Below are 23,162 nucleotides of genomic sequence, written 5' to 3'. Positions count from 1 at the left end.
GATGGGAGTCTAGAAGAGGTTTCTAGAGGGGTACGTCGGCGCACGAACGTGCTCCGGATCAACTGACACTATCACCGCTGCGCGCAACCGCGCAAGCGCCTGCCTCAGCAGGATTTAACTGCTGGCGCATCACGGGGCGCCCATCGCTGGACGCCCACTCGCTCAGGCGGCCGCGCCGCCCAGGGTCTTGTCGATCATCTGGGTCAGCTGGCCCTTGCCAACCGCACCGATCTGGGTGGCCTGCACCTGCCCGTCCTTGAACAGCAACAGCATCGGGATCGAGCGCACGTGGTACTTGATGGCCAGGGCGCGGTTCTGATCCACATTGACCTTGGCAACCTTCAGTCTGCCCTGGTATGTATCGGCCAGATCGTCCAGCACCGGGGCGATCATCTTGCAGGGTCCGCACCACTCGGCCCAGAAATCCACCAGTACCGGTTCGCCGGATTGCAGTACAGCTGTATCGAAGTCGGCATCGCCGACATGTTGAACCTTGTCGCTCACGTTGGGTCTCCTGGAAACCAAAACGGCCCGCCCGAACGGGCAGGCCGCTACATTGCGTTAAACTGGGGCATTGCGCGACTGAATCAAGTGTCAGTCCTGAAGCCGCGCTGTCCGCCACAACAGCCGCAGTTTGCGACGCTGTCGGCATCGATGCAAGCCGCGCCCGGGCTGCCCAGGGCGCCTCACGAAGACGGAATAATGAGCGACAAACCGCTGACCGATTTGACTTTTTCCACGTTCGACCTGCATCCGGCGCTGATCACCGGGCTGGAGAGCGCCGGGTTCACCCGCTGTACCCCGATCCAGGCGCTGACCCTGCCGGTCGCGCTGCCGGGCGGCGATGTCGCCGGCCAGGCCCAGACCGGCACCGGCAAGACCCTGGCGTTCCTGGTGGCAGTGATGAACCGCCTGCTGATCCGCCCGGCGCTGGCCGACCGCAAGCCGGAAGACCCGCGCGCGCTGATCCTGGCGCCCACCCGCGAGCTGGCGATCCAGATCCACAAGGATGCGGTCAAGTTCGGCGCCGACCTGGGCCTGCGCTTTGCACTGGTCTACGGCGGGGTGGACTACGACAAGCAGCGCGAGCTGCTGCAGCAGGGTGTGGACGTGATCATCGCCACCCCGGGCCGGCTGATCGACTACGTCAAGCAGCACAAGGTGGTCTCGCTGCACGCCTGCGAGATCTGCGTGCTGGACGAAGCCGACCGCATGTTCGACCTGGGCTTCATCAAGGACATCCGCTTCCTGCTGCGGCGCATGCCCGAGCGCGGCAGCCGGCAGACCCTGCTGTTCTCGGCCACGCTCAGCCATCGCGTGCTCGAGCTCGCCTACGAGCACATGAACGAGCCGGAAAAGCTGGTGGTCGAAACCGAGACCATCACCGCCGCACGGGTGCGCCAGCGCATCTATTTCCCGTCCGACGAAGAAAAGCAGACCTTGCTGCTGGGCTTGCTGTCGCGTAGCGAAGGCGCGCGCACCATGGTGTTCGTCAATACCAAGGCGTTCGTCGAGCGCGTGGCGCGCACGCTGGAGCGGCATGGCTACCGGGTCGGCGTGCTGTCGGGCGATGTGCCGCAGAAGAAGCGCGAGTCGCTGCTCAACCGCTTCCAGAAGGGCCAGCTCGAGATCCTGGTCGCCACCGACGTGGCCGCGCGCGGCCTGCACATCGACGGCGTCAAGTACGTCTACAACTACGATCTGCCGTTCGATGCGGAAGATTACGTGCACCGCATCGGCCGCACCGCGCGGCTGGGCGAAGAAGGCGATGCGATCAGCTTCGCCTGCGAGCGCTATGCGATGAGCCTGCCGGACATCGAGGCCTATATCGAGCAGAAGATCCCGGTCGAGCCGGTGACCGCCGAGCTGCTGACGCCGCTGCCGCGCACCCCGCGCGCGCCGGTGGAAGGCGAGGAGGCCGATGACGACGCTGGCGACAGCGTGGGTACGATCTTCCGCGAGGCGCGCGAGCAGCGGGCCGCCGAAGAGCAGCGTCGCGGCGGTGGTCGCAGCGGCCCGGGCGGCGCATCGCGCAGCGGCAGTGGCGGCGGTCGTCGCGACGGCGGCAGTGCCGATGGCAAGCCGCGTCCGCGTCGCAAGCCGCGGGTGGAGGGCGAAGCCCCGGCAGCGGCCGCGCCGGGCGAAACGCCGGTGGTTGCCGCCGCGTCGGTCGAGGCACCGTCCACCATCGTGGCCGATGCCGAGCGCGCACCGCGCAAGCGTCGCCGCCGCCGCAATGGCCGCCCGGTCGAAGGGGTCGAGCCGGCAGTGGCCTCCACACCGGTTGCCGCACCCGCCGCACCGCGCAAGCCCACCCAGGTGGTCGCCAAGCCGGTGCGCAGCGCGGCCAAGCCGTCCGGCAGCCCGTCGCTGCTGAGCCGTATCGGTCGTCGCCTGCGTTCGCTGGTGTCGGGCAGCTGATCGCACGCAGTGCCAATCGCATCGCCGGGCTCCGGCGATGCGACGCAAGCGCTGGCGCTCCGGCATAATCGCTGGATGACCGTTCTGCGTTTCGACAACGTCAGCAAGCACTACGCCGGTGGCCACCAGGCGCTGACCGATGTCAGCTTCGAAGTGGCCGATGGCGAGATGCTGTTCGTGACCGGCCACTCCGGCGCCGGCAAAAGTACCCTGCTCAAATTGATCCATCTCAGCGAGCGGCCCAGCCAGGGCACGGTGCTGCTGGGCGAGCGCAACCTGCTCAAGGTGCGCGGCCGGCAGATTCCGCTGCATCGTCGTCAGGTGGGTGCGGTCTACCAGGACCATCGCCTGCTCAACGACCGCAGCATCGCCGAGAACGTGGCCTTGCCGTTGATCCTGCGCGGCACCCGCCGTGCCGAGATCGGCAAGCGCGTGCGTTCGGCATTGGAGCGGATCGGGCTGGCCCATCGCGAGAAGGCGCTGCCGTCGCAGTTGTCGGCCGGCGAGCAGCAACGCGTGGGCATTGCCCGCGCCATCGTCGGCGAGCCGCGCCTGTTGGTGGCCGATGAGCCCACCGGCAATCTCGACCCGGCACTGGCTGCCGAAATCATGCAGTTGTTCGCCGAGCTGCCGGCACGCGGTACCAGCGTGCTGGTGGTCAGTCACGACCTGGCCCTGCTCAAGCAGATGCGCAAGCGCGTGCTGATCCTGGACCACGGCCGGCTGGTCGACGACATCTCGCCGCAGGATCTGGCCGAATGAGCAAGCCCGCCAATACCGAAGCCGTCGCCCCCTCGCGGTTCGGCGTGTGGATCGACCACCATCTGCACAGCATCGCCTTCAGCCTGGGGCGGGCCATGCGCAAGCCCTGGGCCACCTTGCTGACCATCGTGGTGATGGCGCTGGCGCTGGCCTTGCCGCTGGGGTTGTCGATCGCGCTGGACAACGTCAAGTTGCTGGCCGGCAGCGTGCAGCAGTCGCGCGAGATCAATCTGTTCCTGAAGGTCGAGATCGGTGCCGAGGCCGCGCAGGCGCTGGCCGGTGAACTGCGTGGCCGCCCGGACGTTGCCCAGGTCACGTTGCGCACGCCGGCGCAGGGGCTGGCCGAGCTGCGCGAGAGCGCCAAGCTCGACGAGGCGATCGACGCACTCGGCGACAACCCGCTGCCCACGCTGTTGATCGTCACGCCCACCGAGACGGCCGACGATGCGCAACTGGCCGGCGCACTGCAGGCCTTGCCGCAGGCCGACCAGGTGCAGCACGACGCGCTGTGGCGCAAGCGCCTGGATGGCTGGCTGCATTTCGGCGAGCGGCTGGTGCAGGTGCTGTCGGCACTGCTGGGGATTGGGGCGGTGCTGGTGGTCGGCAACACGGTGCGGCTGGATATCCAGTCGCGGCGCGAGGAAATCGGCGTGCTGCAATTGTTGGGCGCCAGCGATGGCTTCATCCGGCGCCCGTTCCTGTATCTGGGTGCCTGGTACGGGCTCGGTGCCGGCGCCGTGGCGCTGGCACTGATCGCCGCCTCCGGGCTGGCGCTGCGCGCGCCGTTGGCGAGCCTGGCCGACAGTTACGGCAGCTCCTTTACCCTGCACGGGCTGGATCTGCTGCATTCTGCGATGGTGCTGGTCGGCACCCTGGTCCTGGGCTGGCTGGGCGCCTGGCTGGTGACCGGCCACTTCCTTCGCCAGACCCGTCCCACCGAGACCTGAGGCCTGCCATGCATCCACCAGATCTCAAGCATCTGATCAGCGACGCGCCGCGCGTGATGGTGGTGGATGGCTCCAAGCTGGTGCGCAAGCTGATCGCCGATGTGCTGCAGCGCGACCTGCCCAACGTGCAGGTGATCGGCTGCTCCAGCATCGCCGAAGCGCGCCAGGCGCTGGAAGCCGGTGCGGTGGATCTGGTCACCACCTCGCTGTCGCTGCCCGACGGTGACGGCCTGACGCTGGCGCGCAGCGTGCGCGAGGCGGCCGGGCAGGCCTATGTGCCGGTGATCGTGGTCTCCGGCGACGCGCAGCAGCATCTGGTGGAGCGTCGCTTCACCGAGTACGTCACCGACTACTTCGACAAGGCGCTGGGCCACGAAGCCCTGGCGACCTTCATCCGCGGCTATGTGCAGCCCGAGCCGGTGGTCGGCGCGACCGTGCTGTACATCGAGGACAGCCGTGTGGTGGCCGAGGCAACCAAGCGCATGCTCGAGCGGCAGAGCCTGAAGGTCATCCACGTACTCACCGCCGAGGACGCCTTTGCGCTGCTGACCGCCGAATCGCTGGGCCGCACCGAGCGCCGCATCGACGTGGTGCTGACCGACGTCACCCTGAAGGGCGAGCTCAACGGCCGTGACGTGGTCGAGCGCATCCGCATCGATTTCGCCTACGGCAAGCGCCGCCTGCCGGTGCTGGTGATGACCGGCGACACCAATCCGCGCAACCAGTCCGAACTGCTGCGCGCCGGCGCCAACGATCTGGTGCAAAAACCCATCGAAGAACGTCTGCTGGTGACCAAGGTGCTGTTCCAGCTGCGCCTGGCACGGCTCGAGGACCAGGCCGTCACGCTATGACCGACGTGGCTGAAGTGGAAGCGCGTATCCAGCTGGAACCGTCATGGAAGGCGCGGGTGGGCGATTGGCTGCTGCGCCCGGAGATGCAGGCGCTGTCTGCATTCCTGCGCCAGCGCAAGGCGGCCGGGGCGCGGGTGTTCCCGCCGGGTCCGCAGATCTTTGCCGCCTTCGACGCCACCCCGTTCGAGCAGGTCAAGGTGGTGATCCTGGGCCAGGACCCGTATCACGGCGAAGGCCAGGCGCATGGGCTGTGTTTTTCGGTGCTGCCCGGCGTGCCGGTGCCGCCGTCGCTGCTCAACATCTACAAGGAGATCCAGGACGACCTGGGGATTGCGCGGCCGGACCATGGCTATCTGATGCCGTGGGCGCGCCAGGGCGTGCTGCTGCTCAATGCGGTGCTGACGGTGGAGCAGGGCCGGGCCGGCGCGCACCAGAACAAGGGCTGGGAAGGCTTTACCGACCATGTCGTGGAGACCCTCAACCGCGAGCGCGAAGGCCTGGTGTTCCTGCTCTGGGGCAGCTACGCGCAGTCCAAGGGCAAGGTCATCGACCAGGCGCGCCATCGCGTGTTCAAGGCCCCGCATCCGTCACCGTTGTCGGCGCATCGCGGCTTTCTGGGCTGCCAGCACTTTTCCAAGACCAACGAACACCTGCAGCGCCGCGGTCTGGGCCCGATCGACTGGTCGCTGCCGCCGCGCAACACGCTGGACACCACTTCGGCCAGCGGCTGAACGGCGCTGGCGCCGTTGCATTTCGCGACGTGGTTGTCACGGTCTGCGCAGGGCGGCGGTGGTAGCGTAGGAGCCAGAATTCGGAAACTGCGCCGTAGAACGACGGCGATGCCAAAAGCCCGAACGTCCTATAAATGGAACGCTGGGAACTCTTCCTGTACCCGGCAGTCCAATAGTTCGACTGCTAAGATGGTGCCCTATGAACCAGATTACCTCGACTGCCCTTGTGGCAAACAATCTCCCGATTCCCAGTGCGCTCGGTTCGCTGGACGCCTACATCGGTGCCGTGCACCAGATCCCGGTGCTGTCGGTCGATGAGGAACAGAATCTCGCCCGTCGCTTCCGTGACGAGCTGGATCTGGATGCCGCGCGCGAACTGGTCCATTCCCACCTGCGCTTCGTGGTGCACGTCGCCCGCGGCTACAACGGCTACGGCCTGCCGCTGGGCGACCTGATCCAGGAAGGCAATATCGGCCTGATGAAGGCGGTCAAGCGCTTCGACCCGGAAATGGGCGTGCGCCTGGTCAGCTTCGCGGTGCATTGGATCCGTGCCGAGATGCACGAGTTCATCCTGAAGAATTGGCGCATCGTCAAGGTCGCCACGACCAAGGCGCAGCGCAAGCTGTTCTTTAACCTGCGTAAGTCCAAGACCCGCCTGGGCTGGCTCAATGCCTCGGAAGTGACGGCCGTTGCCAAGGACCTGAACGTCTCCGAGCGCGAAGTGATGGAGATGGAGTCGCGTCTGTCCGGTCGCGATATCGGCTTCGATGCCTCGTCTGACGAAGACGACGATCACGGCCCGCCGTCGCCGGTGAGCTACCTGGTGGCCAACGACGAAGATCCGTCGCAGGCCTATGAGCGTCACGACAGCGAAGACAATCAGCTGCAGTTGCTGCGCGAAGGCATGGCCGGTCTGGACACGCGCTCGCGCGACATCGTCAAGCGTCGCTGGCTGGATTCCGACTCCAAGGTGACGCTGCAGGAGCTGGCCGACGAGTACGGCGTGTCGGCCGAGCGTATCCGCCAGATCGAGGCGAACGCGCTGAAGAAGATGAAGGCACTGTTCGTGGCCTGATCCTTCGATCATGCCCCAGGTGTTGCACAAACGGCCCGGTCTTCCGGGCCGTTTGCATGTGTGGTGCTGGCGATACGTCGCGTGCGAAGACGCTGGGCTATCCACTGCTGATCGACCACGCACTGCGGCCGCCCGCGCTATTCCGGCAGGCGCGCCACCGGCAGGTGCCAGCCGTAGCGGATGGCCATGAAACGCAGCCCGAAACAGACCAGCGCGCCGGTCGCCAGCGACCAGGCCTGTGGCACCGCGAGCACGTGCCCGATCGCGACCAGGCCGCCGCCGGCCAGCGCGGCGACGGCGTACAGCTCGGCTTGCAGCACCACCGGCGTACGCGCCACCAGCAGATCGCGGGCGATGCCGCCGCCGATGCCGCTGAGCATGCCCAGCAAGGTCGCGCTGAGCGGGCTGAGCTGGTAGTCGAGCGCCTTGCTGGTGCCGTAGACCGCAAACAGCGCCAGCCCGGCCGCGTCGAACAGCTGCACCGGGTTGCGCAGCCGCTCCACCGCCGCATGCCAGTAGAAACCAGCCACGCCGGCCAGGCAGGCGACCAGCAGGTACTGCGGATGCACCAGCGCCGCTGGCGGGGTGGCGCCGATCAGCACATCGCGCACGATGCCGCCGGACACCGCCGCCGCGCACGACAGCACCAGCACGCCGAACAGATCCAGGCGATTGCGCACCGCCACGGTGGCGCCGCTGAGGGCGAACACGAAGGTACCGAGCAGATCCAGCAGGAACAGGAGAGTGGCCACGATCAGACCGTCGCATCAGGCCGCACAGCATCGCGTACGGCCCGTGGCGCTGTCATCCGTCCTTGCTGCTGGGCGGCGGGTCGTCGGTGGCGCCGCCGAAAATGATGCGCGCGGCACGCTGGTAGCTCCAGTACGCCATCGCCCAGTTCACCAGCACCACGAAGCGGTTGCGGAAGCCGATCAGGAAGTACACGTGCGCGGCCAGCCAGAACCACCAGGCCACGATGCCGGAGAGCTTGAGCTTGCCGACATGCACGATGGCGGCCATGCGGCCGATCGTGGCCAGGTTGCCGTAGTCCTGATAGCGGAAGGCCGGTGCAGGCTGGCCGCGATGGCGGGCGCGGATCGCCTTGGCGATGTGCTTGCCCATCTGCTTTGCCGCCGGTGCCACGCCCGGCACCGGGCGGCCGTCCTGCTGGACCGCGGCCAGGTCGCCGCCGACAAAGATCTCCGGGTGGCCGGGCACGCTCAGGTCCGGCTGCACCAGCACGCGGCCGGCGCGGTCCAGCGGCACGCCGAGCGTGCGCGCCAGCGGCGATGCGGCCACGCCGGCGGCCCACACCACCGTGCGTGCAGGCACGAAGGTGTCGCCCAACTGGTAGCCCAGCGCATCGATATGCGTGACCGGCGTCCCGGTGTGCACTTCCACCCCCAGGCGCTCGAGCTGCTTGCGCGCCTTGGCGGTGAGATCGTCCGGGAACGAGGGCAGCACGCGTGGGCCGGCTTCGACCAGGCGCACGCGCGCCTGCTGCGGGTCGATATGGCGGAACTCGTTCTTGAGCGTGTGGCGGGCGATTTCGGCCAGCGTGCCGGCCAGCTCGACACCGGTCGGGCCGCCGCCGACCACGGCAAAACTCAGCCAGGCCGCGCGTGCGGCCGGGTCGGATTCGGCTTCGGCACGCTCGAAGGCGAGCAGCAACTTGCGCCGCAACACCAGCGCGTCGTACAGCGTCTTCAGGCCGGGCGCGTGCTCGGCCCATTGATCGTTGCCGAAGTAGGCATGGGTGGCGCCGGTGGCCAGCAGCAGCATGTCGTAGCCGAGCGCGTTGCCATCGGCGAGCACCACTTCGCGGCGGGCCGGTGCGATTTCGGCAACGTCGCCGAGCAGCACCTCGACGTTGCGCTGTTCGCGCAGGATGTGGCGCAGCGGCGCGGCAATATCCGGTGCCGACAGGCCGGCGGTGGCGACCTGATACAACAGCGGCTGGAACAAATGGTGGTTCTGGCGGTCGATCAGCGTAATGCGGATGCCGGGATCGTCGAGCGCGCGGGTGGCCCATAAGCCGGCAAAACCGCCACCGACCACCACCAGGTGCAGCGGAGCTTGGGAGGGGGAAGTAGTCATCGTCAGGTCTGATGGAATGCGACGCGGGCGCATCAGCATGCCGCATCGGCAATGAACATGACGCCTGAAGGCGTCTCGCCTGCGGCATCATGTCGCATCTCATCGACCTGGTGACCGCATGCCGGCATTACCCCCACCGTTGCCACCACCACCTTCTTCGCCCGCGATGGCAGCGGCTGCCGCGCGGACGCCCGGAAAGCAGGTCAGTGGCGTCACGATCGGGCTGATCGGGCTGGGGGCCTGCGTGGTGCTGTTCGGCATGGTGGTGCTGGGCGCGCTGGGCTGGCTGATCGTCTTCGGCTGGTCGCTGTTCGCCGATCAGGCACGCGCCGCACTGCAGGACGATGCGGTGGTGCAGGAACAGATCGGCCGGATCCACACGATGCGGGTGGATCTGGTGCGCACCGGTCTGGCGCCGGGCGCCGACGATTTCGTGTTCACCGTGGAAGGCGATCGCGGCCGCGGCCGCGTGCATGCCACCTGGGTCAGCGGCGGGGCCGAGCGCGAGATCCTGAGCGATGGCGTGCTGACCATGCACGATGGCAGCCAATACACGCTGCCATCGGCCGATGCCGACGCCACCGAAACGGACGACGCAAGCGACACCGCCAGCGACACCGACTCTGCCGACACCTTCGAGGAATGACCATGATCGACAATCCCGACAAACGCATCGCCCTGCTGATCGATGCCGACAACGCGCCGGCCGGCAAGATCGACGTGGTGCTGGCCGAAGTGGCGCGCTATGGCGTGGCCAACGTGCGCCGCGCCTACGGCAACTGGAAGAGCCCGCACCTGAAGAACTGGGAAGCGGCGCTGCACGAATATGCGATCCGGCCGATCCAGCAATTTGCCTACAGCTCGGGCAAGAACGCCTCGGACATGGCGATGGTGATCGATGCGATGGACCTGTTGTCTGCGCGCAACCTGGATGGTTTTGCGATCGTCTCCAGCGATGCGGACTTCACTCCGCTGGTGATGCGGCTGCTCACCGATGGCATGAAGGTGTATGGCTTCGGCGAAAAGAAAACCCCGGCGCCGTTCGTCAATGCCTGTTCCAAGTTCACCTATGTCGAAGCGCTGGGCGAGCAGGCGGCAGCGGCCAGCGACACCGCCGCCGGCCGCAAGGACGCCACCGCGCTGCGCGGCGACACCCGGCTGGTGCAGATGCTGCGCAATGCGATCGACAGTGCCTGCGAAGACGATGGCTGGGCGCATCTGGGTGCGGTGGGCAAGCAGGTGGCCAACCAGGCCTCGTTCGACCCACGCAACTACGGCTATCGCAAACTCAGCGACCTGGTGCGCGCGATCGGCCTGTTCGACATCAAGCAGGACGAGCAGGCCCTGTGGGTGCGCGATGCGCCCAAGGGCGGGCGGGCGAAAACAGCGCAGCCAGCGGCCGCTCTCGCCACGCAGGCGACTTCCACAAAGCGCCCGGCGCGCACCACGCCCAAGCCGGCAGCGGGGAAATGACCATGGCTGAGGCTGCAACGCCATCGGCTGCAGGGAACGGCCCGATCACGCTATGGGGGCGGCGTAATTCCAGCAATGTGCGCAAGGTGCTGTGGTGCGCCGAAGAAGCCGGGCTGTCGTATACCTCGATCGAAGTCGGCGGTGCGTTTGGTCATAACGACACGCCCGCCTATCGCGCGTTGAATCCCAACGGCCTGGTGCCGACGCTGCAGGATGGCGAATTGGTGCTGTGGGAGTCCAACGCGATCGTGCGTTACCTGGCCGCGCAATATGCGCCGGCCCTGTATCCGCAGGCGCCGGCCGAACGCGCGCTGGGCGATCGCTGGATGGACTGGACCACCTCGACGTTTGCCGGCGTGTTTCGCGACTTGTTCTGGGGCGTGCTGCGCACACCGGAGGCCGAGCGTGATCCTGCGCGCATCGCCGCGGCGCTGACGCGCTCGGGCGAACTGCTGGCACGCGCCGATGCAGCCCTGGCGCAGCAGCCGTATCTGTCCGGCGCGCAATTTGCGATGGGCGATATCCCGCTCGGCAGCTTCATCTACGCCTGGTTCGAAATGCCGATCGAGCGCCCCGCGCTGCCGCATCTGCAGGCGTGGTATCAGCGCTTGCGCGCGCGGCCTGCCTACCAGCGTGGCGTGATGACCGCGCTGACCTGAGTGTCGGGCCTGCGCGCAAGCCAGCGCGGTGCATGGCAGGCAGCACGCGTGCCGCCGACCTCACACGCTGCTGCAAGGCAGTCGGCCTCGTGCACTGCGCGTTCCGGCAGCTCACGTTGCCTGTAGGAGCGCACCCGGGCGCGACGGCATTGCCGGTAACGCCGCGTCGCGCCCGGGTGCGCTCCTACAACGCACGATCCCACCGCGCGGCTTGCTGGCCTCGCGTTGTGTGTAGGAGCGCACCTGGGCGCGACGGCATTGCCGGTAACGCCACATCGCACCCGGGTGCGCTCCTACGGAGCGTGGGCGCATTGGCTAGAACGTGAGTCTGGTGGCAGCGCGGTGCGCGATACGCCGGCACTAGTACAGATCGATCGGATCCACATCCAGCGACCAGCGCACGCGCCGCGCCTGCGGTAGCGCATGGATCGCCGGCAGCTGCGCGTCCAGCAGACGATGCAGCGCCGAACGCTGTTGCGCGGACAATAGCAACTGGGTGCGCTGGAAACCGGCGCGGCGCGGCATCGGTGCCGGCATCGGGCCGTAGCATTCCACTGCGGCAAACGCGGGCGACTGCGTGGTGGTATCCGCCGTGGTCAGGCCACGCACCGCCAGCAGGAACTGGTTGGCCGCTGCCACATCCTTGGCTTCGGCGCGGAACAGCGCCAGATGCGCGAATGGCGGAAATCCCGCAGCCTGGCGCTGCTGCAGTTCGGCATCGGCAAAGGCGTGGTAGCCGCCGTTGACCAGGGTCTGCAGCAAGGGATGTTCGGGGTGGTGGGTTTGCAGCCAGACCTCGCCGGGACGGTCGGCGCGTCCGGCGCGTCCGGCCACCTGGATCAGCTGCTGGGAGAGTTTCTCGGCGGCACGGAAGTCGGCCGAGAACAGGCCTTCGTCGATGCCGACCACCACCACCATGGTCAGCCGTGGCAGGTCGTGGCCCTTGGCCAGGATCTGGGTGCCGACCAGGATGCCGGCGGCGCTGCCCAGGCGCGCCAGCTGGGTTTCCAGCGCGTCGCGGCGCTGGGTGGTGCTGCGGTCGATGCGCACCACCGGAAAGTCCGGGAACGCCTCGGTCAGGCGTTCTTCCAGCCGCTCGGTGCCGATGCCTTGCGGCTGCAGCGCCAGACTGCCGCAGGCCGGGCAGGCCAGCGGTGCGGGCTGGCGCGCGCCGCAGTGGTGGCATTGCAGGCGCCGACCGCCGGCGTGCACGGTCATCGGGGTCTGGTGCAGCGGCGTGCTGCAGCGTTGGCAGGCGGCGGTCCAGCCGCAGTCGTGGCATAGCAGCACCGGCGCATAGCCGCGGCGGTTCTTGAACACCAGCACCTGCTCGCCGCGCGCCAGGGTGGCGCCAATGCCGGCCAGCACTTCCGGCGACAGGCCGTCCTTGAGCGGGCGCTTGCGCACGTCGAGCACGCGCACGCGTGGCGGACGCGCCTCGCCGGCCCGGCGCGACAGGCGCAGATGCTGGTAGCGGCCGGAATAGGCGTTGTGCAGGCTTTCCAGCGACGGCGTGGCGCTGCCCAGGACCACCGGCACATCCAGCGCCTTGCCGCGCACCAGCGCGAAGTCGCGGGCGTGATAGCGGATGCCGTCCTGCTGCTTGTAGCTGCCGTCGTGTTCTTCGTCGATCACGATCAGCCCGGCATTGGGCAGCGGGGTGAACACCGCCGAGCGCGTGCCGACGATCAGCTTGGCTTCGCCGCGCCAGGCTGCCGCCCACACCCGCGCGCGCTCGCCATCGGACAGCCCCGAATGCAGCGCGTGCACCGGCACGCCCAGGCGGGCGCGGAAGCGGCCCAGCGTCTGCGGGGTCAGGCCAATCTCCGGCACCAGCACCAGCGCCTGGCGACCGGCCGCCAGGCAGTCGGCGATTGCCTGCAGGTAGACCTCGGTCTTGCCGCTGCCGGTGACGCCGTCGAGCAAATAGGTGGCAAATCCGCGCTGCGCACGGATGGCGTCGGCGGCGGCCTGTTGTTCGTCGTTGAGCTGCGGGCCGCTGCCGGGGCGGGGCGGGATGCTGTCGGCCGGCACCGCCACGCGCGCGGCATAGTCGCGTTTGGCCAGGCTGCGTGCGGCCTCGCGCCATTGCGGCAGCAACGGGTCCAGCTGTTCTTCGCCCAGCGCACCGGGCAGCAGCAGGGCGGCCAGCAAGGCGGGGCGGCTGCCGGCGCGCAGGCTGGCGGCGCCGGTGCGTCCGGCCTCGGTCAGTTGCCAGGCCCAGGCATGGGTCTCGGCCAGCGGCTCGCCGCGGCGCAGCGGGCCGGGCAGGGCGCTGGCCTGGGCCTCGCCCAGCGGTGCATGGGTATAGCGCGCCAGCCATTGCAGTGAACGGGCCAGCTCGTCGACCAGCAGCGGGGCGTCGTCGCACCATGCCAGCGCCGCGCGCAGCCCCTCGGCGGAGGCCAACTGCCCGATCTCCACCACCACCCCGACCAGCTCGCGTGGCCCGAACGGCACCCGCACCCGGCAGCCGACCCGCGCCGGGTCGGTCAGTGGGGCCTCGGCCGGGGGCAGATAGTCGAACAGTTGGGGCAGCGGCACCGGCAGGGCGACGCGCAGGGTGGCGACGGTCGAGGACATCCGGCCAGTCTACCGACCCTGTCCAGTACTCGGCACGGGCCTGCCGATGCCGCCGGATCGGTGCGCGGGCTTACGACGTGTTTGTGTGACCGAAGTGATAAATCCGACGTAAACCTATGTGAGGGTTAAGGAAACGGGTTTATCCACACTGCCTGTGGATAAGCCTGTGAATTAGTCTCGTGCTCCACGCTGTGAAGGCGGATTCACTAGCCTCTGCAACCTGTTGGACATTTTTTAGCCAATCGGCTTAAAGCTATCAGGATCAATCACTTAGGCGTGAAACACGAATGCAACAAAGAAAAATCAACAGTTGACAGACGCCTGCGTATCGGCATGTCTGCCGCTGTGCACAACCCGCGTCGATGACGGCGGTCGGCGGCACCGGAGCGCAGCGTAGCCGGGTCGATCTGTCAAGCCATCGGCGGGGGCCGATTGCGTCGGTATCATGCCGGCCGATGCTGGAGTTCTCATGACCGTAGTCCCCGACGCCCCTGTCACCCCTGCCGCGTTGTCAGCGTTTTTGCGCGGTGTCGAACGCCGGGGTCTGGTGCTCGCACAACTGCAATGTGGCGATGGCGCGGCGGCCGAGCGGGCCTTGGCGGCTGCGTTGCGGGCGTTCAGCAGCCAGGCGGCGGGTCGCCCGATGGCCGGCTGGCCGATGCGCTTCTGGAGCCTGCTGGCAACCGCCCCGCCGCTGCGACGCGAGCCCATGCCGGGGACCTGGTTGCCTCCGTTCACCGCACTGGGGCGGATGCAGACCACCGACCGCCTGGCGCTCCTGCTGCGTATCGTGGCCGGGCTGGAAGAAGAACCCGCCAGCGAGGTGCAAGGCATCGAGGTGGGGGCCTATCGGCAGTCCCTGGCCCGCGCCTGCCCGCGCGATGCGGCCGGCAACCCGGACGCGCAGGCCTGGCGGGTGCTGGCCGAGGCGGCGCAGCAGGAGTTGCGCGACCTCGGCCCGGCCCAGGTGAGCCGGCTGGCACAGCTGCGCGAGTCGGCCCTGGCCGGCATGCCGTTGCAGCCTGCCGCGGCCGCGCCCGTGGCTGCCGCTGCCGAGGCGCGGCGCCCGGCCGCTCCGCGCGCCCGGCCTGCCCGCCAGTGGCATTGGCCACGGATCGACCGCCGCCACGCCGGCATCGTGCTGGCTGTGCTGGCATTGGCGCTGCTGCTCGCGGCGCTGGGCTGGTGGTGGACGCATCGCCGGCCGGCGCTGCCGCCCGAGCCGGTCTCGCAGGCCCCGGCCGGCGTGCTGCACGTCACCGATGCCGCGCCGGTGCTGGTGGAAGACCTTCCCGGCGCCGACCTGCCGGACGCGGTGGCAAACCCCGGCCTGGATCCGCGCGACCAGGCGATGCTGGCCGACCCGGACCTGGAACTGGCGCGTTCGGCCGATTTCTACGCCTGGTACGCGGCCGGGCATCCGGTGCCGGCCGACGAATCCGGCGCGCATGCCACTGCCGCCACCGCCCAGCCTGCCGCCGCCGCCCTGGAGACCGTCGATGCCGACAATTAAGTGGTGCGGCCTGCTGGCGTTGGCCGCGGTCGGCATGGCCGTGGCGCAAACCCTGCCGGCGCCGTTGGAAGAAGGCAGCGCGCGCGCGCCGGCGCCCGCGGCCTCCACGCCCGCAACCCCGAGCGCCGCGCAGCAACGCGCGCGCTGGGACGCATTGACGCCTGCGCAGCGGTCCGAGTTGCGCGCCCGCTATGCGGCCTGGAAGGGACTCACCGCCACCGACCGGGTAGTAGTGCGGCAGGCACGCGAGCGTCTGCATGGCTTGCCCGACGACCAGCAGCGCGCGCTGCGCACGCAGTTCACCGCGATGGATCGCCTGCATCGCGATGGCTGGCGCCTGGGTTCGCAGCTGGGCGCGTTCTATCCGCAATTGCAGCCCTTGATCGGCTATGTGCCGCCAGCGCAGCGCGACACGTTGCTGGCGGCGCTGCGCAGCCTGGATGCCGGGCAGCTGGAGCAGTTGGCGGTGCTGGCACAACGCACGCCGCCGCAGGAGCGCGATGCCCTGCGCGACGCCCTGCTTGCGCAGGCACCGGCAACGCGCAGCGCCTGGTTGAAGCGCCAGCTGGCGCGCTAAGCGGCAGCGGCGGGACGGCGCCGGTGCACCAGCCCCGCGCTGGCATCGTCTCCACGCGTGCCCGGTGTCCATCCTCGATGCCGCGCACCGAGGCGGACACGGCGTGGAGGGCATGCAGGGCTGCCGTCTTCGGCAGTGCAGTGGCCCAGGGGGCGATCGTCACGCCGCAGGACATCGACTCCGCTCGTTCCCTGGGCATCCGGGCCCGGGGACCAGCCATCACGGCCGCCTGACGCGGCGCATCTGCCGCCCCGCGTGTTCCCGGCCTGGCGTGGTCATTCCGGCGACCCAACTGCCCATCCCGGAAGTCCGGGTAAGATAGCGGCCCCACGCGACCCGGTGCCAGCGCCTCCCGGCACGGCCGTAGTCCGCGCAGCGATCGGTTTTCATGTCTGTCTCTTCTGCACCCACTTCCGCGGCGCCGCGCTTCGCCGCGGAAGTGCGCACCACCGGCCTGCTCGCATTGCCGCTGGTGCTCGGCCACGTCTCCACCGGCCTGATCGGGTTTGTCGACAACGTCATCGCCGGCCACCACGGCACCGCCACGCTGGCGGCGGTCACCATCGGCACCTCGCTGCTGTGGCTGCCGATGCTGGTGCCGATCGGCACGCTGATCTCGTTGACCGCCTCGGTCTCGCAGCTGCGCGGTGCCGGCCGCGAGCACGAGATCGGCCCGCTGTTCCGCCAGGCCCTGTGGCTGTCGCTGGGACTGGGTGCGGTGATGTTCGCGTTCCTGAGCGCGGTGCCGCCGCTGCTGCCCACCTTCGGGATTGCGCCGGACATCGTGCCGGGCGCAACCGACTTCCTGCACGCGGTGCGCTGGGGCGGGCCGGCGCTGACGTTCTACTTCTGCATGCGCTACCTCAGCGAGGGCATGCACTGGACCCTGCCGACCATGCTGCTGGGCTTTGGCGGCCTGCTGGTGCTGGCGCCGCTGGGCTATGCATTGACCTATGGCAGATTCGGCTTCGCCGAGCATGGTGCGCAAGGCCTGGGCATGGCCTCGGCGATCACCATGTGGGTGCAGGCCAGCGTGTTTGCGCTGTATCTGTGGCGCTCGCGTCGCTTTGCGCATCTGCAGTTGTTCGCCCATCTCGAGGGGCCGCGCTGGCGCGCGATTGGCGACCTGTTGCGCACCGGTCTGCCGATCGGCATCACCGTGCTGATGGAGGGCGGCCTGTTCATCGTCACCGCCCTGTTGATCGGCCGGCTCGGCTCCACCGAAGCGGCCGCGCACCAGATTGCGATCAACGTCGCGCAGCTGTGTTTCATGATTCCGATGGGCGTGGCCGAGGCCACCACCGTGCGGGTCGGGCATGCGGTCGGGCGCGGCGATCCGCTCGGCATGCGGCGCGCGGCCTGGGCCGGCTACGCCATCGTGCTGGGCACCCAGGCCTTGTCGGCCAGCGTGCTGTTGCTGGGCCACGATGCCATCGTGAGCGTCTATACCGATGACGTGGCGGTGGCGGCGCTGGCCTCGGTGCTGCTGCTGTTTGCCGCCACGTTCCAGTTTCCCGATGGCATCCAGGTGCTGTCCAGCGGCGCGCTGCGCGGGCTCAAGGACACCCGCGTGCCGATGTTCCTGGCGATGTTCTCGTACTGGGGTGTCGGCATGCCGATCGGCGCCGGGCTCGGCCTGGGGCTGGGCTGGGGCCCGCAAGGCATGTGGATCGGCCTGATCCTGGGCCTGACCGTGGCGTCGGTCCTGATGGGCTTGCGCTTCCGGCACACCAGCCGGCGACTGACTGCCGGCACGACCCCCTGACTTCCAGCGCATGCCGCGCGCGCCACGCAGCCGGTATGCTGGACACCATTGAATTGCATGCAGCGTCTTTCGACGGAGTTTTCCATGAACCACCCCGTGCGTCGCAGTCCCATCGCCAGTTTCTTCGTCGGCCTTTGGGATGTGATGAATTTCACCCGGCGCCTGATCTTCAACCTGGTGTTCTTCGGTTTTCTGTTCCTGATGCTGCTGCTGTTCGTGGTGGCGATCGCGCGGGGCGACGGCACCAAGCCGCTGGCCGAGCGCACCACCCTGGTGATCAACCCCGAGGGCACGCTGGTCGAGCAGTTCAGTGCCGATCCGGTGAGCCGCTCGCTGGCCAAGGCGGTCGGCGACAAGAGCGCCGAGGAAGTGCAGCTGCGCGATCTGGTGCGGGTGATCGAGGCGGCCGGCAAGGACCGCAAGATCGAGCGGGTGGTGTTGAACCTGGACAAGTTCCAGCCGGCCGGTTTCGCCTCACAGCGCGAAGTGGCCGCGGCGCTGCAGAAGCTGCGCACCTCCGGCAAGCAGATCGTCGCCTTCAGCGAGAGCATGAGCCAGGGCCAGTACCTGCTGGCCGCGCAGGCCAACGAGGTCTATCTCGACCCGATGGGCAGCGTGCTGCTGGAAGGACTTGGCCGCTACCGGCAGTACTTCCGCGAAGGCCTGCAGGACAAGCTCGGCGTGGACGTGCATCTGTTCCGTGTGGGCGAGTACAAGTCCGCCGCCGAGCCGTACATCCTCGATGCCGCGTCGGCCGACGCCAAGGAAGCGGACCTGTTCTGGATGAACGACGTCTGGCAGCGCTACCTGGCCGATGTCGGCACCGCACGCAAGCTCAGCCCGGCGCAGCTGAGCGCCGGCATCGACACCCTGCCCGAGGGCGTGACCGCCGCCGGTGGCGACCTGGCCAAGTTCGCGCTGCAGCAGAAGCTGGTCGACGGGCTCAAGACCCGCGAGGAAGTCGATGCGCTGCTGACCAAGCGCGGCGTGGCCGACAGCGATGCCGACAGCGGCTTCCGCAACATCGGCTTCAACGACTATCTGAGCCAGCTGCAGGCGCAGCGTTCGGCGATGGACAGCCGCCCGCAGGTGGCCGTGGTGGTGGCCGCCGGCGAGATCAGCGGCGGCGAGCAGCCGGCCGGCCGCATCGGTGGCGAGTCCACCGCCGCGTTGCTGCGCCAGGCGCGCGACGACGACGAGGTCAAGGCGGTGGTGCTACGCGTGGATTCGCCCGGCGGCGAGGTGTTTGCCTCCGAGCAGATTCGCCGCGAGGTGGTCGCGCTCAAGCAGTCCGGCAAGCCGGTGGTGGTGTCGATGGGCGATCTGGCCGCCTCGGGCGGCTACTGGATCAGCATGAATGCCGATCGCATCTATGCCGACCCGTCGACCATCAGCGGCTCGATCGGCATCTTCGGCATGGTGCCCAACCTGACCCGCGCGCTGGACAAGATCGGCGTGCACACCGATGGCGTGGGCACCACGCGGTTTGCCGGCGCCTTCGACATCACCCGTCCGCTGGACCCGGCTGCCGGCCAGGTGATCCAGGCGGTGATCAACAAGGGCTACGCCGACTTCACCGGCAAGGTGGCGCAGGCGCGCCACCAGTCGGTGGACGCCATCGACAAGGTCGCACGCGGCCGTGTGTGGAGCGGTGCGCAGGCCAGGCAGCATGGTCTGGTGGACGCGTTCGGCGGCATGTCCGAAGCGGTGGCCGATGCGGCCAACCGCGCCAAGCTGAGCCGCGGCAAGTTCCGCGTGCGCTACGTGGAAAAGCCGGCCACGCCGTTCTCGCAGTTCATGAGCGGATTTGCCGGCAGCCGCATGGGTGCCTGGATGCTGGGCGATTCGGGCATGGCACGTGCATTGCTGGCGCGCTCGCTGCCGGAAGTGGACACGCAGCTGCGCTTCGTCGAAGACGCCGTGCACGACAGCAAGGCGGGCGGCACCCCGGTCAAGTCGCTGGCGTACTGCTTCTGCGGGTTCTGACGCGGCACGATGCCAGCGTGAGGGATCGACAACGCCGGCCACGTGCCGGCGTTGTCGTGTCAGCGCTCAGGCGACGCCGCGATGCGGGCGCGCCAACGACGCAAAAGACAGATGGCAGAACGCATGGCGCCACGGTCGAGCGAACTTATGCGTGTTGGCCGTGCGCACAGGTGCACTGCTCGCCTGGCGCGCAATCGCCTGCGCGCACGTGCATTGCTGCCTGGACACAAACGCGCGCATGTCAGGCAGCAGGCTTCGGTTACTGCGTGGCCGCGTCGATCGCCTTGCGTTGATCGTCTGCGGCCTGGTCGCTTGCTGCCTGCACCGCATGTGCCTTGTTCAACGGCTGCTGGATGTGGTCGCGCAGGGCAGTGGCCTGTGGCTCGGGCTTCTGCTCGGTGGGCGCAGGTTGCGGTCGCTGACACGCGCCCAGCAGCAGCATCAGGCTGGTGGCAAGAATCCAATGCCGTTTCATCGTCGTGACCTCGCTCGGGGTGGCGGTATCCTAACGCCGGGGCCATCGTTGCGCGTCAACTGCGCTGCGGCGGCCGTTTCCTGCGTCTTGAAAGAGGATCACCCACGTGACAACCCATCGTTGGCGGCTGGATGGACAGACCGCGCTCATCACCGGTGCCAGCGCCGGCATTGGCTTTGCCATCGCGCGCGAATTGCTGGGCTTCGGCGCGGATCTGCTGATGGTGGCGCGCGATGCCGATGCCCTGGCGCAGGCACGCGACGAATTGGCCGAGGAATTTCCCGAGCGCGAGCTGCACGGGCTGGCCGCCGATGTGGCCGACGATGAAGAGCGTCGCGCGATTCTGGACTGGGTGGAAGACCACGCCGATGGCCTGCATCTGCTGATCAACAATGCCGGCGGCAACATCACCCGCGCGGCGATCGATTACACCGAGGACCAATGGCGCGGCATCTTCGAAACCAACGTGTTCGCCGCGTTCGAGTTGTCGCGTTATGCGCACCCGTTGCTGACCCGCCACGCAGCATCGGCGATCGTCAATGTCGGCAGCGTCTCCGGCATCACCCATGTGCGCAGCGGCGCGCCGTACGGCATGACCAAGGCCGCGTTGCAGCAGATGACCCGCAACCTGGCGGTGGAATGGGCCGAGGACGGCATCCGCGTCAACGCGGTGGCACCGTGGTACATCCGCACCCGTCGCACCTCCGGGCCGTTGTCGGACCCGGATTACTACGAGCAGGTCATCGAACGCACCCCGATGCGCCGCATCGGCGAACCGGAAGAAGTGGCCGCCGCCGTCGGCTTCCTCTGCCTGCCGGCAGCCAGCTACATCACCGGCGAATGCATCGCAGTGGATGGCGGCTTCCTGCGCTACGGGTTCTGACACGTCTGCATGCATGGTCACGCGGACAGTGCCCATGCATGGCATCGGAAGATGCGCAGACATGCGCCGGCCCGTCGGCGCGCCACTCCTCTAGGTTTTTGCCAGCCGCGCCTGCACGCTAGGCAGGCGACAGCGAGGCCCGGTTGTGCCGCGGCGCAATGCACCGCGCCTGCCAACTGGTGATGGTGACGGTTGTCGGTGGCTTGAAGAATCAGCCCGGTCAGCGCGGTGCCGGTACACCGACTGACCTGCGCCGGAGCGCCGCTGCCGGCATCACGGCGTGGCGGATGGATGCGCGCAGCGGCTTTCGTCCAGCACCCGGCGCATCTGCACGTAGCGCTGCTTGCGCTCGGCCGATTGTGCCTCGTCGGAGAAACGCCAGGTGGATTCGGCCTGCTCGGCACGCTGGCGCCAGGCCTCGCACAGGCGCTGGTCCGGCACCGGTGCGCAGCGATCGGTGACCACCTCGCAGGCGCTGCCGCCGCCGGTCGCCGGCCCGCCGGCCAGGTTGGTGGTCTGCATCGGCAGGCAGCGCGTGGCCGGCTCGCGGTCTTCGGTGAAATAGCGCCCGTTGTCGTGCGCGGTGCATTCGAACAGGGGCGGCGGTGGCAGCGTGGATGTCGAGGGCGCGGCAGGTGGCGTCGCTGCCACCGGTGCTGGCGTCGCAGCCGGGGCGGAGGCAGGGGCCTCGGTCTTGGGGGTGGCCTGCGGCTGCGCAGCGGGCGCTGTACGCGCCGGCGCTGCTGCGCCCGATCCACCCTGCGTGAACGGCACTGCGGCCGGTACCGTCATCAGCTTCTTCTGCTGCTGCATGCCTTTCGGGCATGGCATGTTCTGCACGGTGAGCGCGCCGGCCGGATCGGTGCAACGGTAGATCGCCACTTCCTGTGCGTTGGCCAACTCGGCGCTCGCCAGCAGTGCCACCCACAGCCAGCGCCTCATGCGCCGCCGCAGTCGCGCTGCAGGCGCGCGTCGATGCCGCGCTGCTCGCGGCTCAGATCCTGGCGTTCGCTCTGCAGGGCGTTGTTGTAGCGGCGGATCAGTTCCCAGCGACGGTCGGCCAGGCGCGCGCAGACTTCCTGTTCGGGCAGGGCATGGCATTCGTCGCGGATCTGCACGTTGCCGTAGGGCACGATCACCGTGCCGCCGTGGCCGCCGCCGTTGTAACCGCCGTGGTAGCCGCCTCCGAAGCTTGCGCTGCCGCGCAGGCTTCCCCCCCGTCCGGAGCTTCCCTGCACCGCGCCCGCCGGGCGTGGGCTGACCGAGATCGGCGGACGCTGGATGCCGCCGCCGCTGACCGGCGGGCCAATGCCATTGCCCACATAGGCCGGGCCCCAGGTCGGCACCCAGCGCGGATTGCCTTCCGGGCTGTCGCTGGTATAGCGCTCGCCCTCTTCGGTGGTGCACTCGTACATCGGCTGCGGCGGCTGCACGGTGATGATGCGCACCTCGCGCGGCGGCTGCGTGGCGACGGCGGCCGGGGCGGCGTCGGCGCGCTGCGGTCGCGGCGGTGGATCCTGCGGGCGCTGCAGGTCCATTACCTGCTGGCGCCCGCTGCTGCACGGCGCATCCTGCAGGGCGACGGTGCCGGTGCTGCTGACGCAGCGGTAGATCCGCACATTCGGATCCGGTTTGCTGGCGGTGCTGGCCGCCGACGCAGGCAGCGTGGTGGCCAGCAACAGAAGGGTCAGGACGGTACGCATGGCCGCAGTGTGCGCGTCTGCCGGGCTATGGGCAAAGGGGGGGGCGGTGTGCAGGCAGGCGCGCCGACAGGCGGCGCGTGGTCACTGCTCAGTCGCGCAGGATATGTCCGCTGCGGGCATCGCGGATCCGGGTCGGTTGCGCCAACGCGCCCACCTCGCCATCCATCACCCCGTCGATGCTGGCCAGCAGGGCCGGGTCCAGCGCCTGGCGGCTGCGCGCGGGTGGTTCGCCGGCCAGGTTGGCGCTGGTGGAGACCAACGGGCCGCCCCAGGCCGCACAGAGCGCGGCGACCACCGGATGCGCGCTGATGCGCACCGCCAGCCCGTCGTGCGTGCCGGTCACCCAGCGTGGCGCCTGGGCGGTGATCGGCAGGATCCAGGTATGCGGCCCCGGCCAGCTGGCCAGCACCTCCTGCCTGCGGGCCGGCGCCAGCGCGTCCATATCCACCCACGGGTGCAGCACATCCACGCTGGCAGCGACCACGATCACGCCCTTGTCGACCGGACGACGCTTGATCTCCAGCAGCCGCAGCACCGCAGCCTGCTGGCGCGGGTCGCAGCCCAGTCCCCACACCGCTTCGGTGGGATAGGCGATCACGCCGCCCTGGGTCAGGGTGGCGACGGCGCTGTCCAGGCTGAGCATGTGCTGCATGCGGCGCCC

At 68.7% G+C, this 23,162-nt stretch carries 22 protein-coding genes; 14 read left to right on the top strand and 8 right to left on the bottom strand.

Translation table 11 applies throughout. The features are described 5' to 3' along the window. Positions 1-162: 162 nt before the first annotated feature. The gene (gene trxA / locus H7A86_RS18110; protein ID WP_005923050.1) at positions 163-504 is read right to left on the bottom strand and encodes a thioredoxin TrxA; all 342 of its coding nucleotides are present in this window, start codon (positions 502-504) and stop codon (positions 163-165) included. Between the two features lie 198 nt (positions 505-702). Here trxA and rhlB point away from each other — a divergent pair, with 198 nt between their 5' ends. From rhlB to rpoH, 6 genes are all read left to right on the top strand, one after another. Continuing rightward, positions 703-2,421: an ATP-dependent RNA helicase RhlB gene (gene rhlB, locus H7A86_RS18105; RefSeq protein WP_119131692.1), complete on the top strand. Its 1,719-nt coding sequence runs from the start codon at positions 703-705 to the stop codon at positions 2,419-2,421. Between the two features lie 75 nt (positions 2,422-2,496). Further along, positions 2,497-3,183, top strand: coding sequence for a cell division ATP-binding protein FtsE (ftsE, locus tag H7A86_RS18100; RefSeq protein ID WP_104584147.1), 687 nt, complete (start codon positions 2,497-2,499; stop codon positions 3,181-3,183). Continuing rightward, a complete protein-coding gene (gene ftsX / locus H7A86_RS18095; protein ID WP_104584095.1) occupies positions 3,180-4,130 on the top strand; it encodes a permease-like cell division protein FtsX in 951 nt (316 codons plus the stop codon). The genes ftsE and ftsX overlap by 4 nt, the downstream gene beginning before the upstream one ends. 8 nt (positions 4,131-4,138) lie before the next feature. Beyond that, positions 4,139-4,981, top strand: coding sequence for a response regulator (locus tag H7A86_RS18090; protein ID WP_164739090.1), 843 nt, complete (start codon positions 4,139-4,141; stop codon positions 4,979-4,981). A gap of 5 nt (positions 4,982-4,986) precedes the next feature. Further along, complete coding sequence (ung, locus tag H7A86_RS18085) at positions 4,987-5,712, top strand: uracil-DNA glycosylase (RefSeq protein ID WP_115677953.1); 726 nt, start codon at positions 4,987-4,989, stop codon at positions 5,710-5,712. 199 nt (positions 5,713-5,911) lie between these two features. Further along, positions 5,912-6,787, top strand: coding sequence for an RNA polymerase sigma factor RpoH (gene rpoH / locus H7A86_RS18080; RefSeq protein WP_024938885.1), 876 nt, complete (start codon positions 5,912-5,914; stop codon positions 6,785-6,787). A 137-nt stretch (positions 6,788-6,924) separates the two neighbouring features. Here the strand turns inward: rpoH and H7A86_RS18075 are convergent, their stop codons facing one another. Further along, positions 6,925-7,539, bottom strand: a complete 615-nt coding sequence (locus H7A86_RS18075; RefSeq protein ID WP_104598890.1) for a trimeric intracellular cation channel family protein — start codon at positions 7,537-7,539, stop codon at positions 6,925-6,927. A 52-nt stretch (positions 7,540-7,591) separates the two neighbouring features. After that, positions 7,592-8,884: an NAD(P)/FAD-dependent oxidoreductase gene (locus H7A86_RS18070; RefSeq protein WP_115677795.1), complete on the bottom strand. Its 1,293-nt coding sequence runs from the start codon at positions 8,882-8,884 to the stop codon at positions 7,592-7,594. Between the two features lie 118 nt (positions 8,885-9,002). Here H7A86_RS18070 and H7A86_RS18065 point away from each other — a divergent pair, with 118 nt between their 5' ends. From H7A86_RS18065 to H7A86_RS18055, 3 genes are read left to right on the top strand one after another with little or no spacing between them, the layout of a single operon-like run. Next, positions 9,003-9,530, top strand: a complete 528-nt coding sequence (locus H7A86_RS18065) for a hypothetical protein (RefSeq protein WP_119128093.1) — start codon at positions 9,003-9,005, stop codon at positions 9,528-9,530. Next, positions 9,527-10,357, top strand: coding sequence for an NYN domain-containing protein (locus H7A86_RS18060; RefSeq protein ID WP_180707936.1), 831 nt, complete (start codon positions 9,527-9,529; stop codon positions 10,355-10,357). The genes H7A86_RS18065 and H7A86_RS18060 overlap by 4 nt, the downstream gene beginning before the upstream one ends. Further along, positions 10,354-11,016, top strand: a complete 663-nt coding sequence (locus tag H7A86_RS18055) for a glutathione S-transferase family protein (RefSeq protein ID WP_119131693.1) — start codon at positions 10,354-10,356, stop codon at positions 11,014-11,016. Before H7A86_RS18060 ends, H7A86_RS18055 begins: the two co-directional genes overlap by 4 nt. A 360-nt stretch (positions 11,017-11,376) precedes the next feature. On the opposite strand, the gene H7A86_RS18050 is transcribed toward H7A86_RS18055, so the two are convergent. Then, positions 11,377-13,599, bottom strand: a complete 2,223-nt coding sequence (locus H7A86_RS18050) for a primosomal protein N' (protein WP_119131694.1) — start codon at positions 13,597-13,599, stop codon at positions 11,377-11,379. A 469-nt stretch (positions 13,600-14,068) separates the two neighbouring features. On the opposite strand from H7A86_RS18050, the gene H7A86_RS18045 reads away from it, so the two are divergent. The 4 genes from H7A86_RS18045 (at position 14,069) to sppA (ending at position 19,440) form a co-directional block, all read left to right on the top strand. Then, on the top strand, positions 14,069-15,112 hold the full coding sequence (locus H7A86_RS18045; RefSeq protein WP_119131695.1) for a hypothetical protein: 1,044 nt from the start codon (positions 14,069-14,071) through the stop codon (positions 15,110-15,112). Beyond that, the gene (locus tag H7A86_RS18040) at positions 15,099-15,689 is read left to right on the top strand and encodes a DUF3106 domain-containing protein (protein WP_180707935.1); all 591 of its coding nucleotides are present in this window, start codon (positions 15,099-15,101) and stop codon (positions 15,687-15,689) included. The genes H7A86_RS18045 and H7A86_RS18040 overlap by 14 nt, the downstream gene beginning before the upstream one ends. 388 nt (positions 15,690-16,077) lie before the next feature. Then, a complete protein-coding gene (locus H7A86_RS18035) occupies positions 16,078-17,454 on the top strand; it encodes an MATE family efflux transporter (protein ID WP_119131696.1) in 1,377 nt (458 codons plus the stop codon). Positions 17,455-17,538: 84 nt separating this feature from the next. After that, complete coding sequence (gene sppA / locus H7A86_RS18030; RefSeq protein WP_104650047.1) at positions 17,539-19,440, top strand: signal peptide peptidase SppA; 1,902 nt, start codon at positions 17,539-17,541, stop codon at positions 19,438-19,440. A gap of 259 nt (positions 19,441-19,699) precedes the next feature. On the opposite strand, the gene H7A86_RS18025 is transcribed toward sppA, so the two are convergent. Then, on the bottom strand, positions 19,700-19,915 hold the full coding sequence (locus tag H7A86_RS18025) for a hypothetical protein (protein ID WP_047127474.1): 216 nt from the start codon (positions 19,913-19,915) through the stop codon (positions 19,700-19,702). 106 nt (positions 19,916-20,021) lie between these two features. On the opposite strand from H7A86_RS18025, the gene H7A86_RS18020 reads away from it, so the two are divergent. Next, positions 20,022-20,798 carry an SDR family oxidoreductase gene (locus H7A86_RS18020; protein ID WP_104650048.1) on the top strand — a complete coding sequence of 259 codons (777 nt, stop codon included), beginning with the start codon at positions 20,022-20,024 and terminating at the stop codon, positions 20,796-20,798. A 273-nt stretch (positions 20,799-21,071) separates the two neighbouring features. Here H7A86_RS18020 and H7A86_RS18015 read toward each other — a convergent pair whose 3' ends face one another. The 3 genes from H7A86_RS18015 to tsaC form a co-directional block, all read right to left on the bottom strand. Beyond that, complete coding sequence (locus tag H7A86_RS18015) at positions 21,072-21,740, bottom strand: DUF4124 domain-containing protein (RefSeq protein ID WP_119128098.1); 669 nt, start codon at positions 21,738-21,740, stop codon at positions 21,072-21,074. Then, positions 21,737-22,501, bottom strand: a complete 765-nt coding sequence (locus H7A86_RS18010; protein WP_119131697.1) for a DUF4124 domain-containing protein — start codon at positions 22,499-22,501, stop codon at positions 21,737-21,739. Before H7A86_RS18010 ends, H7A86_RS18015 begins: the two co-directional genes overlap by 4 nt. Positions 22,502-22,589: 88 nt before the next feature. Further along, the gene (gene tsaC / locus H7A86_RS18005) at positions 22,590-23,153 is read right to left on the bottom strand and encodes an L-threonylcarbamoyladenylate synthase type 1 TsaC (protein WP_119131698.1); all 564 of its coding nucleotides are present in this window, start codon (positions 23,151-23,153) and stop codon (positions 22,590-22,592) included. Positions 23,154-23,162 lie beyond the last annotated feature (9 nt).

Source organism: Xanthomonas euroxanthea, from assembly GCF_903989455.1.
Lineage (GTDB): Bacteria > Pseudomonadota > Gammaproteobacteria > Xanthomonadales > Xanthomonadaceae > Xanthomonas > Xanthomonas euroxanthea.
Note: the sequence above shows the minus strand (reverse complement) of the source record. Positions and strands in the feature narration are given on the sequence as shown.

Bases quoted from the DNA above. Each gene is read 5' to 3' on its own strand.
- rhlB (WP_119131692.1), top strand. From the start codon at position 703: ATGAGCGACAAACCGCTGACCGATTTGACTTTTTCCACGTTCGACCTG.
- ftsE (WP_104584147.1), top strand. From the start codon at position 2,497: ATGACCGTTCTGCGTTTCGACAACGTCAGCAAGCACTACGCCGGTGGC.
- sppA (WP_104650047.1), top strand. From the start codon at position 17,539: ATGAACCACCCCGTGCGTCGCAGTCCCATCGCCAGTTTCTTCGTCGGC.
- H7A86_RS18090 (WP_164739090.1), top strand. From the start codon at position 4,139: ATGCATCCACCAGATCTCAAGCATCTGATCAGCGACGCGCCGCGCGTG.
- tsaC (WP_119131698.1), bottom strand. From the start codon at position 23,153: ATGCAGCACATGCTCAGCCTGGACAGCGCCGTCGCCACCCTGACCCAG.
- ftsX (WP_104584095.1), top strand. From the start codon at position 3,180: ATGAGCAAGCCCGCCAATACCGAAGCCGTCGCCCCCTCGCGGTTCGGC.
- H7A86_RS18015 (WP_119128098.1), bottom strand. From the start codon at position 21,740: ATGAGGCGCTGGCTGTGGGTGGCACTGCTGGCGAGCGCCGAGTTGGCC.
- H7A86_RS18070 (WP_115677795.1), bottom strand. From the start codon at position 8,884: ATGACTACTTCCCCCTCCCAAGCTCCGCTGCACCTGGTGGTGGTCGGT.
- H7A86_RS18060 (WP_180707936.1), top strand. From the start codon at position 9,527: ATGACCATGATCGACAATCCCGACAAACGCATCGCCCTGCTGATCGAT.
- H7A86_RS18010 (WP_119131697.1), bottom strand. From the start codon at position 22,501: ATGCGTACCGTCCTGACCCTTCTGTTGCTGGCCACCACGCTGCCTGCG.
- H7A86_RS18035 (WP_119131696.1), top strand. From the start codon at position 16,078: ATGTCTGTCTCTTCTGCACCCACTTCCGCGGCGCCGCGCTTCGCCGCG.
- H7A86_RS18050 (WP_119131694.1), bottom strand. From the start codon at position 13,599: ATGTCCTCGACCGTCGCCACCCTGCGCGTCGCCCTGCCGGTGCCGCTG.
- H7A86_RS18065 (WP_119128093.1), top strand. From the start codon at position 9,003: ATGCCGGCATTACCCCCACCGTTGCCACCACCACCTTCTTCGCCCGCG.
- H7A86_RS18055 (WP_119131693.1), top strand. From the start codon at position 10,354: ATGACCATGGCTGAGGCTGCAACGCCATCGGCTGCAGGGAACGGCCCG.
- rpoH (WP_024938885.1), top strand. From the start codon at position 5,912: ATGAACCAGATTACCTCGACTGCCCTTGTGGCAAACAATCTCCCGATT.
- H7A86_RS18040 (WP_180707935.1), top strand. From the start codon at position 15,099: ATGCCGACAATTAAGTGGTGCGGCCTGCTGGCGTTGGCCGCGGTCGGC.
- H7A86_RS18025 (WP_047127474.1), bottom strand. From the start codon at position 19,915: ATGAAACGGCATTGGATTCTTGCCACCAGCCTGATGCTGCTGCTGGGC.
- H7A86_RS18045 (WP_119131695.1), top strand. From the start codon at position 14,069: ATGACCGTAGTCCCCGACGCCCCTGTCACCCCTGCCGCGTTGTCAGCG.